Origin of the sequence: Vibrio chagasii (assembly GCF_002954585.1) — a bacterium.
GTDB classification, from domain to species: Bacteria; Pseudomonadota; Gammaproteobacteria; order Enterobacterales; family Vibrionaceae; genus Vibrio; species Vibrio chagasii_A.
Window position 1 is genome coordinate 239,844 of sequence record NZ_MSCI01000003.1, and the last position, 12,156, is coordinate 251,999.

The 12,156-nt window shown below is 43.9% G+C and carries 8 protein-coding genes and 1 pseudogene; 8 read left to right on the forward strand and 1 reads right to left on the reverse strand.

Annotated elements, in window-relative coordinates; translation table 11 throughout:
* The first annotated feature begins 111 nt into the window (after positions 1-111).
* The 8 genes and pseudogenes from BTO10_RS21020 (at position 112) to BTO10_RS21055 (ending at position 10,668) form a co-directional block, all read left to right on the forward strand.
* Positions 112-1,233, forward strand: a complete 1,122-nt coding sequence (locus BTO10_RS21020) for an LPS O-antigen chain length determinant protein WzzB (RefSeq protein ID WP_105025717.1) — start codon at positions 112-114, stop codon at positions 1,231-1,233.
* 435 nt (positions 1,234-1,668) lie between these two features.
* Positions 1,669-1,895 (forward strand): annotated as a pseudogene (locus BTO10_RS23820) (sugar transferase); the annotation flags it as partial.
* Positions 1,896-2,348: 453 nt separating this feature from the next.
* Entirely contained in the window at positions 2,349-2,894 is a 546-nt protein-coding gene (locus BTO10_RS21030) for an outer membrane beta-barrel protein (RefSeq protein ID WP_105025718.1), read from the forward strand.
* Positions 2,895-2,913: 19 nt separating this feature from the next.
* The gene (locus BTO10_RS21035; RefSeq protein ID WP_105025719.1) at positions 2,914-3,816 is read left to right on the forward strand and encodes a serine/threonine protein kinase; all 903 of its coding nucleotides are present in this window, start codon (positions 2,914-2,916) and stop codon (positions 3,814-3,816) included.
* A gap of 182 nt (positions 3,817-3,998) precedes the next feature.
* Positions 3,999-6,116, forward strand: a complete 2,118-nt coding sequence (locus BTO10_RS21040; RefSeq protein WP_105025720.1) for a YjbH domain-containing protein — start codon at positions 3,999-4,001, stop codon at positions 6,114-6,116.
* 513 nt (positions 6,117-6,629) lie between these two features.
* The gene (locus tag BTO10_RS21045) at positions 6,630-7,766 is read left to right on the forward strand and encodes a polysaccharide export protein (RefSeq protein ID WP_105025721.1); all 1,137 of its coding nucleotides are present in this window, start codon (positions 6,630-6,632) and stop codon (positions 7,764-7,766) included.
* A gap of 138 nt (positions 7,767-7,904) precedes the next feature.
* Entirely contained in the window at positions 7,905-8,345 is a 441-nt protein-coding gene (locus tag BTO10_RS21050; protein ID WP_105025722.1) for a low molecular weight protein-tyrosine-phosphatase, read from the forward strand.
* Between the two features lie 151 nt (positions 8,346-8,496).
* Positions 8,497-10,668, forward strand: coding sequence for a polysaccharide biosynthesis tyrosine autokinase (locus tag BTO10_RS21055; RefSeq protein ID WP_105025723.1), 2,172 nt, complete (start codon positions 8,497-8,499; stop codon positions 10,666-10,668).
* 1,144 nt (positions 10,669-11,812) lie between these two features.
* Here BTO10_RS21055 and BTO10_RS21060 read toward each other — a convergent pair.
* A complete protein-coding gene (locus tag BTO10_RS21060) occupies positions 11,813-12,148 on the reverse strand; it encodes a hypothetical protein (protein WP_004741381.1) in 336 nt (111 codons plus the stop codon).
* Positions 12,149-12,156: the final 8 nt, after the last annotated feature.

The following is a 12,156-nucleotide window of genomic DNA, read 5'->3' on the forward strand; positions in this document are numbered from 1 at the left end:
TATGAAGGTCAACTTCTATGGGAAGAGTTTTTACAAAGTTAACAGTACTAACAGTATACTGATGTGATAATATTCGACCGTCATTAATTTAGATATCTTGAGAGATTTATAGTGAAGCAGCAGGTTCAATCACAGCCGTATACCCCACAAAACCAGCAGGTGTACACACCAAATGATGAAGTTGATTTTAGAGAGCTATTTAAAGCTCTGTGGGCCAGTAAACTGATAATTATACTGACGACTACTTTGTTTGCGGTAGTTGGTACTGGTTTTGCTTTTTTAACACAGGAATGGTGGTCTTCTAGCGCAAAAGTTGCTAAGGCTCAGCTTCAAGATATCTCGGCGTACCAGCAACAAGTGATTAAACTTCAACCTGTTTTCAATGTTTATCAGGAAGATGGTACTGTGTTAGTTAGTGATGAGCTAGAAACTTTGGTTGATCCCAAACTATTGTTTCAACGTTTCGTGGATACATTTAATTCTAATAACAACAAGCGTGCTTTTTTAAACGATAATGCAGATTTTATAGCATTTAAGACGACTCGTATTGATAATGCTGACAATTCTGAAGACGCTGAACGAAAATTGTATGTGGAATGGTTTAACAGAATTAAAGCATCTCCTGTTGATAAAAGAAATTCAAAGTCATCTTACAATGTGACTTTTCAGGCCATGACAAAACAAAGTAGTTTCGACTTGCTAGGTGATTACATCCTGATGACGGAATCAAAAGTACATCAAGACGTATTTAATGATTTTCAGGCGATGATTAACGGTAAATGGAATGAGTTGACCCAGCAAAAAAAGGTTCTTGAAACTCATGCAAAAAGTCAACTTGCTGTAGAATTAGCACGAGCTAAATACTCAATGAACATAGCATTAGCTGCTGGGGTAGAGAAACCGATCCAAACCGGTGATGGTAAAGAGCGCTTTAGTATTGATTTAGGTTCAAAAGGTTTGCAAGCCAAAGTTAAGGTTTTGGAGTCGGTACAAAACCTAAGTGTCATAGAGCCTCGTTTGCAACAAATTAATGCTAAATTGGAAATGCTAGCTAACTTCAAAGTCGATAGAAATATTGAATTTCAAACGTTCCGCTACCTTGAAAATGTTAGTCAGCCAGTTACTCAAGACAAGCCCAAACGTGTACTGATAATTTTGTTTGCCACTTTGTTTGGTGGGTTCTTTAGTGTCGCATTTGTACTTATAAGGTTTGTATTTAGGAAAGAAAATTAGCTTTTGCATCGATAGCGTGCGCGCCCTATAAGGCTGAGTTACTTATGATTTCAATAGTAAATGAAGATCTAACTATCCATGATACTAGCTTGATGATTTTGCATCGCCGTGGAGCGTTTATCAATTATACATGTACTTGACTGTGGTCATTATTCATCATGCCCAATCAGTTGTTTAAGCTGAGCATCTTTTGGGTGGGAGGGAGAATCACCTTTTTCATATAAACTTGTATATTAATGGGAACCATTATGAAAAAGATGGCTCTAGTGGCAGCAGTAACGGTTGATTCTAACGAAAGCGGTGTAACAACTACTCGATAATTTGTCTGTGGGCGTTTAAAACCATTTTATGTGAGAGCATAAAGTGGTTTTTTTATATCTAATTGATTCATTGATGATGGGACATCAGTAACTAGATTGCTAGGAAACTGAGCTTCCAGGCTTATTAAACCAACAAGAACTCTTCAGTGAAAGAGAGTCGAGAGGTGTGCTGGCAGTAAGGCCCGGTGTCACAGGACTGGCTCAAATCATCGATATCGATATGTCGCCCCCAAGCTATTGGCGGAATGGGATCAACGTATGCTCAAGACTTTAACTACTAAGCTTTACTTTCAATACATCATTCAAACGGTGTTAGGTAAAGGGACTGGTGATCGAGTGTGAGTGGCGATGCTTAAGGCTCACGATATATGATGTCTGTGCCAATTTTTACAGTTTTTCGTACTAGAGAGCTCTAATATGATGCTTTATAAGGTATTGTTTATGATTTACCCATTTACTTGAATGTGGTTATTAACTATCATGTTGTTCAATTAGTTGTTTAAGCTGAGTGCTTTATTTTGAGATGTCTAATAAGTAAGAGGTTTTAGGATAGCTTTACCTCTCTTGCTTATGGTGTTTTTTCATATCGCTTTCGAAATATCTCGCTTAGTTGATGTTCGGTGTTTCACCCCGTCACTTTCGTGAAGGAAAACCGTGCAGCTAAAGTGTCACGATACATTAACAAGTGAGGTGTACTGATATGTCCTTCATTTGTATCGATATGATTTGCCTATAGCTCAGATTTGCTAGGAAAATCAGCCTCAGTTTAGTTTGAAATATGGAAGATATAATTATATGAAAATGCAGTGGTTAGCTAAGGTTTCGCCGTTGTTGTTGTTATCAGCATCAGCTGTCGGAGCAGAAAACTTATACGTAGGCGCTAAAGTCGGCAGTGTAACGGCCGATAATTTTGGACCGTTAGTCGAAAACCGCACGTCTATCGACGATTCAGATACGTCTTACGGCTTATTTGTTGGTTACCATATCGTAGACACGCTAGCGATCGAAGGGGGCTATAACTACCTTGGTGAGTATGCTCTGAAAGATGTGGCTGGCGGCGGCAGTTACGAAGCAAGCAGCTTTGATGTTGTTCTAAAAGCGTCGGGCAATGTGACGGATAGCCTAGCGCTATACGCAAAAGCTGGTGTGGCCGCTTATGATTGGAAAGCAAGCGGAGCAGGTGTTAAGTCTGACGACTCTGGCATTGCACCAACAATTGCCTTCGGTTCTGAGTTCTCTATCACACCTGCAGTGAAGGTGGGTCTAGAGTACCAAATCTATCAAGATATTGGTGGTGTGAATATCGACTCGTTTAATCTTGCTTTGTCTCACTCTTTCTAATTATTTTTAGGGATAAATTGTGAAATATAAAATTCTAGCTCTATCCGTCGTTGGCGCAATTCTAGGTGGTTGTGGTAGCGATAACACAAACAGTGTTCCAGCTCCGTCATATGAGACGATGGCGTACGACCCTGCAATTATGGGTATGAAGGGCACATTCAGCTGTGACAACGGTGTAACTGGCCTATTGGAAGCAACAAGCTATAAAGGTATTTCTAAAATAGCTGAGACTACGGTTGTTGATACACCTGAAACTTGCGCGTTTGCCTACAATAAAACGCCTGGTGCCGTTGATGTATCTAACGGTAAAGACATGAGTAATGTGAGCTACAAGTTCCCTAAAGGCTTGGCAACACTAGGTAAAACGGCGACGGCTTCTCCGCTTTCAACACTGATTGAGAAAGAGCTAGATGGCCAACCTTACAATGAGTCGACGGGTAGTGAAGTGCTTGTTGCGCTTGGCCTTGGCAATTTACTGAACAATGGCAGTGTGAGCAGTGTGGCTGACCTGTTACGCAATACGGAAGAGGTGATTAAGACGCTTCCTGCAGCTGAAGTGAGCCAAGTTTCAGCGACAACGGCTGTACTGTCTGATGTGCTTGTAGTCAGCTCTGATAAATCAGCCGCTGAGATCTCTAAGGCTTCTGCTAAAATCACCGAAGCAGTGATCAAAAGCTACCCTGATTACCCTAAAAAACCAGGTGGCGGTGAGATTTACTTAGATCTTGCTGCAGATTCATCGTTCATTGAAGATGTTATTGCGAACCCTGATGCGGACGTAACCATTCCACCTTCAGCAGAAAAACCATCTGAACCGGTTCCAGATCCTGATGGAGATAACGGCGGCACTGGTGGTACAGGCGGTACAGGCGGTACTAATGGTTCTGGTGGCGGTAGTAACGGCGGCGGTACTGGCGGCTAATTTAAGTATTGAAATAAAAAGGCACCAGTCGGTGCCTTTTTTACATGCTGTTGCTAGCAACACCGTCACAATCAAACGCAGTCGCTATTTAGTAATACTCATTATTTAGCACTGTCATTATTGAGCATAGTTACTATTTCACATAGCCACTAGCGAACACAGTTTTAACCTATTGCATACCAATGAAAATACTCAGTCACTCTAAAAACGCAGCGCTGATTGCATCCCTCAGTGCATTTGCCATCGCCCCGAATGCCTACGCTGTTGATAACTTAATGTCATCCCAAAGCTATACCGGCGCGATCATCGTGCCCAATGCTCAAGTGATGGACACCGGAGATATCTCTTTTCTCTATGGTCAGGGCGTACCCTACAAAGGAAAAACCAGCGAGCTAGACAATATTTTGTTCAGCGTTGGTTTGTTTGAAGGCTTTGAAGCTGCCGGTCGAATTGTTACTAAAACCTACGACTGTCATCTTTACACCAATGTACCGAATTACGACCCAAATTGTGGTAACGGCATCCGTGACTTGTCTGCATCGTTTAAATACCAACTTCCTTTTGTCAAAGAGTGGACTGGGTTTGACTTGGCGCTCGGTGTTCAAGATTTAGGTGGTGCTGCCAGCAATTTTGAAACTTACTATGCGGTTGCTGATTACCAACCTGACTTTGTACCAGCAAGGTTTAGTGCGGGTTACGGCAAGTCAGAAGTTAGTCATGGTGTTCTAAATGGGCCATTTGCTAGTTTAGAGTATCAGCCACTGGACTTTGTTCAGCTGATTGCAGAGCACGATTCCCACCAATTTAATGCTGGCCTAAAGGTGTTCACACCAGAACATTACTTACCACTGGATACGCAGTTATCGTTTCAATACCAGTTTTACACCAGTGGTAATGCCGATATCGACATTTGGTCGATAGCAGCATCAACCCCCCTAATGGGCTTCTCTGAATCTCGTCGAGTGAATGAGCTAACCCTAGAAGACAAGATTGCAGTAGAGCAAGCGCATCATAAATTCGCTGGCGTGGTTCAGCTTAAAAAAGCGCTGGTCGATGAAGGTTTCCTTAACGTGAGAATCTCTGCGGACGATATTGGTTTAAACGTCGCGTTAGAAAACCGTCGTTATAATCGTAACTCAGTGGATGGCATGGGTGTGGCTCTGGGTATCATCTCCTCTTATGTAGGAGAAGAGATGCTTCAAGAGCTTGGCGTTAAAGACTACCAGCAACAAAACATTCGCTTGTTTAACTTGGTGAACGACATGCCGATGATGGAAGTGATCACTAGCGCACCCTGTTACCGTGAGTTTGTAAAAACTGGTGAGCCTTGTAAAACGCTTCTTGTTCGTACATCTAATGTGAAAAAGAGCTTCGCCAAAGCGAACTTTGATGAAGAGGTTACCCGCTCTGGTTTTGGCCGCACACAGGTGATTGTATCTCCGGCTCTATATCACAACACCGCGACAGAGTATGGTGTGTTTGATTACTCATTAGCACTGGCGACTAACTTGTACACACCACTTTGGAAAGGTGCGGCTTTGGATGTTCGCCACTTAATGCCGTTAGCCAATAGTGATGACTTTGAAGAGGGCGAAATTTGGGGTAATAATGCTTTTGAAAATGAAGTCGACAGGGTTCTTTTCCATCAAGCATTTCAACTGCCTTATAACCTCACCACTCAATTCTCACTCGGACAAGTTTATGGAAACTTTTTGGGTGGCGTGAACGAAACCCAGTATGCGAGTAACAGCGGCCGTCATATTTTAGGAACAGAATTCGCGACGTTTTCTCCTCAAGATAAGTACGATTCAAGAGGCAAAGCGATTGCCGATGCCACGCCAATGATTGGCCACTACACTTACTCAAGACCGGATTGGAACTGGCAAGGCAAAGTACAAGCCGGCCAATTCTGGAAAGGCGATGAAGGGGTGCGTGTGACTACCAGCCACTGGTTGGGCGACGTAAGAGTTGATGCTTCATACCAAACCACAAAAGCCGAAGGCAGCAATGAAGCGGAAGACTTTGTGACGCTCTCTATCGCGATTCCTTTAACATTGTGGCGTGATATGAGCCCTGACTATATTCAATTACGTGGTACTGACCAGTTTGTTTATGCGTTGCAAACTCGTGTTGGTGAGAGCCATAATAATTTAAGCACAGGTTTAGGTGTCGATACTGGCTTACAACACAATATTGAAAGGCAGTACTTTAACCGTAACCGCATTGGTGCAAGTTACTATCATGAAAACCGACAGCGCTTACGCAATGCTTACCTAAAATACTTAGAAGCCGTTAAATAGCGGAAATAGAAAGTGAAGAGCCAACACTAAGTGTGTTGGCTCTTTTTTTGCTCTTGCTCTTGCTCTTAGTTCTTCGTTTACTCGTATCTCGCATCCCTCATCTGCTCTTGGGCTATTAAGCTTTTCGCATCCCGTTTACTCGCATCTCGTTACTGCTCTTCCCCCCTTAAAACCATTCAACTAGGTTGATAATAAACACAATCTTGTGGATAATGCATACGGATTAAATAAACGTCACGTAAACGCTCGATTTGCTACGTTTTAGTTCAAAATCCCTAGATAAATCATAGATTGATGGGGATACATTTTATACGCAGTGTGGTGTCGCGGAGTACCAAGGGGCGGTAGCGTCTTTTGGGGTTCATTCTTTTGATGCCAATTGGAAGCAAGGTCACAGTTAGTGTTGCTCCTTGCTCTTTTGAATGCAGCGTAACTGATAAAATGATTCGTTTAATTCCTTATGGGTGTCCTTTGGGGTATCACAACACATTCCGTTTCTAGAACTTGGTTAACATGAAGATTAATAAAAATCGTCTCCTTTTGGCGCTCCTTCCTGTATTACTTGCAGGCTGTACGACTCCAGGTAGTCACCTATCTACTGGTGGCAAGAATGTGATTCAGGCCTCTGAAGTTCAGCAAGAGTCTGATATTTCTGAAGTGGTGAACGTTTACCCGCTGACTGCACAGTCAGTATCGACTTACCAAACGGGCGAACTGTCGGTTTCAAGAGCAAACCCTGAGTTAGACGTAGACATCGCAAAGTATGAATATAAAGTCGGCGTTGGTGATATCTTAAATATTACGATTTGGGATCATCCTGAGTTGACGATTCCAGCCGGTTCTTACCGTAGTAGTACCGAAGCCGGTAACTGGGTACATGCTGATGGCACCATCTTCTATCCTTACATCGGTACGGTAGAAGTGGCAGGAAAAACGGTTCGTGAAATTCGAGCTGACATCGCGACACGTTTGGCTAAATACATCGAAAGCCCGCAAGTGGATGTTAACGTGGCGGCGTTCCGTTCTAAAAAAACCTACATCACTGGCGAAGTGTCTAAACCGGGCCAGCAGCCGATCACCAATATTCCATTAACGCTACTTGATGCGGTTAACCGTTCCGGTGGTCTTTCAGAAGATGCCGATTGGCGTAATGTGTCATTAACCCGCAACGGGGTAGAAGAGAACCTATCGCTGTATGGCTTAATGCAGCGTGGTGATCTAACGCAAAACCGCCTACTGCAAGCGGGTGATATTGTTCATGTGCCGCGTAACGATAATCAGAAAGTTTTCGTGATGGGCGAAGTGAAAGAGCCTAAATTGCTTAAGATGGACCGCGTTGGCATGAGCCTAACGGAAGCGCTCAGCAATGTCGGTGGTATTAACGAACTGACGGCAGACGCAACCGGTGTGTTTGTGATTCGTACTTCTGATGATAAATCAGAACGCATGGCCGACATCTACCAGCTAGACATTGCCGATGCATCGGCGCTCGTGATCGGCACCGAATTTGATTTGAAACCTTACGATGTGGTTTACGTAACGGCCGCACCAATCACTCGTTGGAACCGCTTAATTGGCCAACTGTTACCGACCATCAACGGATTTAATAACCTGACTGAAGGTGTCGAGCGTATTCGCACTTGGCCATAGGCTAAGAGACAATGGCAATCAGGTCGCATGTTAAATGCGGCCTGATTTTTATATTTATACCCAGGTCACTTCGGGATGCTTGAATCCTGCCTATTGAAGTCGCTTGGGAGTACAAGCCCAATACAATTAGAGACAGTTATGTTTAATAAAATTTTAGTCGTGTGCGTGGGCAACATTTGCCGTTCTCCTACGGGGGAGCGCGTTCTTCAACAATTACTTCCAGGCAAAGTGATAGCCTCTGCCGGAATCGCGGCTGAAAAAAGCCGTTTACTCGGTAAGCCAGCCGATGAGACCGCGATTTTAATCGCAGCAGAAAATGGTATAGATGTGGAAAACCATCAAGCACAGCAAGTGACGCCTCAACTTTGCGCTCAATACGATTTGATCCTAGTGATGGAGAAGGGCCACTTAGAAGCGCTGACTCAGATCTCACCTGAAGCACGCGGTAAAACCATGTTGTTCGGTCAGTGGATTGGTCAGAAAGACATTCCCGATCCGCACCGTCAAAGCCGAGAAGCATTTGAATACGCTTATCAGTTGATAGACGAAGCTGCGCAAGCGTGGGCAAAAAAGCTGTAGCTTGAGGTTTCGCGTTTAATCCGTGTATACGCCATTGACCGTCGAAGCGTCGAGCCGTCGAACCGTCACAATGGCAACAATAACAGAATCATAGACAAGAGGTGCGTCGTTCACCCTCTTGAATAGCAATAATTTAGGAAGTAGCAAACCAATGACAACACAACCCTCCCAGCCATCGCATACAGATAACTCTGATGAGATAGATTTAGGAAAACTGCTTGGCATCTTATTAGATGCTAAATGGCTAATCATGCTCACCACATTCATCTTTGCTGTGCTTGGTATTGCGTTTGCGCTGCTTTCAACACCGATCTACAAAGCCGATGCGCTGATTCAAATTGAAGAGAAGAGCTCTGGCGGCATCTCTTCTATGGTCGGCGATATGGGCGAGTTATTCTCGCAGGAGTCATCAGCAACTACCGAAGTCGAGATCATCAAATCGCGTATGATCTTAGGCGAAACCGTTGATAAATTTAACCTAACGACGGTGACTGCACCCATTTACGCACCCATCGTCGGTAAAGGCTTTGCACGCTTAACTGGTGACATCAACCATATTGCGGTCAGCCGCTTTACCTTGCCAAGTTATGCAAGTGCTTATGGTCACACCATCCAGATTGTTGATGCCGAGCAAGGCACTTACCAACTGGTACGTGATGATGAGCGCGTTATCCTACAAGGTAAAGTGGGGGAGTTAGCAACGGCCGATGACTACAGCCTGTTTGTCGCTGGGTTTGAATCTCACAACGGTTTTGAATTCTCTATTGCTAAACAAAGCCGACTAGAAGCGATCGAATGGTTGAAAAAATCCTTGTCTCTGTCTGAGCAAGGTAAGCAGACTGGTATCTTGAAGCTGAGCTTTGAGGGTGAAAACAAACAACAGATCACTGAGATCCTTAATCACATCAGTCAGATCTACTTCTTACAAAATGTGAAGCGCAATTCAGCAGAAGCAGAAAAGAGCCTAGAATTTTTAGAAAGTCACCTGCCAGGCATCAAGTCTGAGCTGACGGGCTATGAAGACACGCTAAACAACTATCGCCAGAAGAACGAATCGATCGATTTGGGCTTAGAAGCGCAATCTACCCTAAAAGTAATGGTAGAGCTGGAAGCGCAGTTGAATAAACTGACGTTTAAAGAGAGCGAGATCAGCCAGCGCTTCACCAAAGATCACCCCGCTTATATATCTCTGCTTGATAAGCGTAAAACATTATTGGGTGAGAAGGCTCGCTTAGAAAAGCAGATTCAAAAGTTACCGAAAACACAGCGTGAAGTGCTACGTATGACACGCGATGTAGAAGTGAACCAACAAATTTACATTCAGCTTTTAAACAAGGTGCAAGAGCTGAGCATTATTAAAGCGGGTACTGTAGGTAATGTTCGTATTCTCGATGACGCCCAAGCGTATAAGCGTGCCGTTAAACCAAAGAAGCCACTGATCGTAGTATTAGCGACTTTGCTAGGCGGCATGTTGAGTGTGGCGTTTGTATTAGTGAAAGCGGCGTTCCACCGCGGTGTGGAAAGCCCAGATCAAATTGAACAAATTGGTTTGCCGGTTTACGCAGCGGTACCAAAATCAGATTTACAAATTGAGCTAACCAACCGCTTTAAATCGAAAAAAATACAGACCAAAGGCGCGCAGGCACTGCTGGCAGAATCTAACCCAGCAGACCTTTCGGTAGAAGCGCTGCGCGGCCTTCGTACCAGCTTGCACTTTGCGATGCTTGAAGCCAAAAACAACGTGTTAATGATCTCTGGCCCGGCGCCAGGCATTGGTAAATCTTTCATCTCGACTAACTTTGCGGCAGTAGCGGCTAAAACAGGCCAGAAAGTGCTGATCATTGATGCCGATATGCGTAAAGGTTACCTACAGCAAAGCTTTGGTGTGAAATGGGAAAACGGCCTTTCTGATGTGTTGAGCAACAAACAAGAGTTTGCGCAATCAGTAAAAGCAACACCAGTAGAAAATCTAGACATTCTTACTCGCGGCCAAGTGCCACCAAACCCATCGGAACTGCTAATGCACCCACGTTTTGCAGAGCTAATGGAGTGGGCATCAAAAGAGTATGATTTGGTGATTGTCGATACTCCGCCAGTATTAGCGGTAACCGACCCGAGCATCGTAGGTGCGTTTGCTGGCACCACACTAATGGTGGCACGTTACGGTCAAAACACCCTTAAAGAGATCGACGTTGCTCGTAACCGCTTCGAACAATCAGGCATCGAAGTGAAAGGCGTTATCTTCAACGCCATCGAGAAGAAAGCATCAAGCTCATACGGCTACGGTTACTACAACTACGCGTATTCGAGCGACAAGAAATAAAGAGCGGTAACGGGATGCGAGTAATCGGGTAACGAAAAGCTAAAAGGCAGATACGAGTGGCGAGAGTGAAAAACACCACTCGAATCCGCTCTTCATCTTTTTATCTCTTCGTATCTCGATACTCGTCACCCGCATCTGCTCTTAATCTCTTCGCATCCCGTTTACTTGTATCTTATCTCTTTATCTAATCGTAAAAATAACCGTTAAATAGCAGTACCAGTATTCTTGCAATCCTATTTCAAAAAATACGGTGGTGTTGCTACCACCCCCGTCATTCCAGAACTGAGGAACGAAGTATCTGGAATCTGCTTTTAATCTCTTCGCGTCTCGCTATACGTCACCCGTACCTATTTTTATCCCCTCGTACCTGCAGTTCAAATTATTCGAAGACTTAGCTTTTGGTTCTCCCCCTTGAACACTGGACTATTGTGAGTAATGGTGTTGATAGAAGGGGGAGTCAGAGGGGGATGCTAGCGGTGTCTAACCAACCCCTCCCTGCCTCCCCTTATATTAATATTTTTTGCCAAGTAACAATCGTGATAAAGGGGAGGAGCTAAAAGCAAAACTCGCATACTTTTGTCTTTGACTTTCATATTGCTTGCTCTCTGCCACCCGTTTTTTCATCATTACGTTTATCGATTAATGAAATCGTCATTCCAGAACTGAGGAACGAAGTATCTGGAATCTGCTTTTAATCTCTTCGCGTCTCGCTATACGTCACTCGTACCTATTTTTATCCCCTCGTACCTGCAGTTCAAATTATTCGAAGACTTAGCTTTTGGTTCTCCCCCTTGAACACTGGACTATTGTGAGTAATGGTGTTGATAGAAGGGGGAGTCAGAGGGGGATGCTAGCGGTGTCTAACCAACCCCTCCCTGCCTCCCCTTATATTAATATTTTTTGCCAAGTAACAATCGTGATAAAGGGGAGGAGCTAAAAGCAAAACTCGCATACTTTTGTCTTTGATTTTCATATTGCTTGCTCTCTGCCACCCGTTTTTTCATCATTACGTTTATCGATTAATGAAATCGTCATTCCAGAACTGAGGAACGAAGTATCTGGAATCTGCTTTTAATCTCTTCGAATCTCGATACTCGTCACCCGCATCTGCTCTTTCGATATCTCGTTTACTCGCATCCCGCATCTATTTTTTAATCACCCCTCCCGTTAAATACAATCCAATCGCAGCTAACACCGGATAACCAAACGCTTCATTGGTCATTTCTCCCAACGGTTTCCAATCGTAACCGTGCATGCAGCCTAGAATGACCATCACATGAAGTGCGACATAGGGTATGGTGAACAACAATACAATGTAGCGTTGCACCAATTTAAAAGGTTCATACGCTTTCAGTAGTGCTAGCTTGTGCTTCGCCTTTTCTTCATCTGTAAAAAACATCGCATCTCCTGTGTTGGTGATTGCATCTAACCCTTTGCTAATGGAAGACTGGCTTCCAAATATTCTCCCGAACAACGTCATACTGCTCC

Coding starts and splice junctions, on each gene's coding strand:
- BTO10_RS21030 (WP_105025718.1), top strand. CDS start 2,349: ATGAAAATGCAGTGGTTAGCTAAGGTTTCGCCGTTGTTGTTGTTATCA.
- BTO10_RS21040 (WP_105025720.1), top strand. CDS start 3,999: ATGAAAATACTCAGTCACTCTAAAAACGCAGCGCTGATTGCATCCCTC.
- BTO10_RS21045 (WP_105025721.1), top strand. CDS start 6,630: ATGAAGATTAATAAAAATCGTCTCCTTTTGGCGCTCCTTCCTGTATTA.
- BTO10_RS21050 (WP_105025722.1), top strand. CDS start 7,905: ATGTTTAATAAAATTTTAGTCGTGTGCGTGGGCAACATTTGCCGTTCT.
- BTO10_RS21055 (WP_105025723.1), top strand. CDS start 8,497: ATGACAACACAACCCTCCCAGCCATCGCATACAGATAACTCTGATGAG.
- BTO10_RS21060 (WP_004741381.1), bottom strand. CDS start 12,148: ATGACGTTGTTCGGGAGAATATTTGGAAGCCAGTCTTCCATTAGCAAA.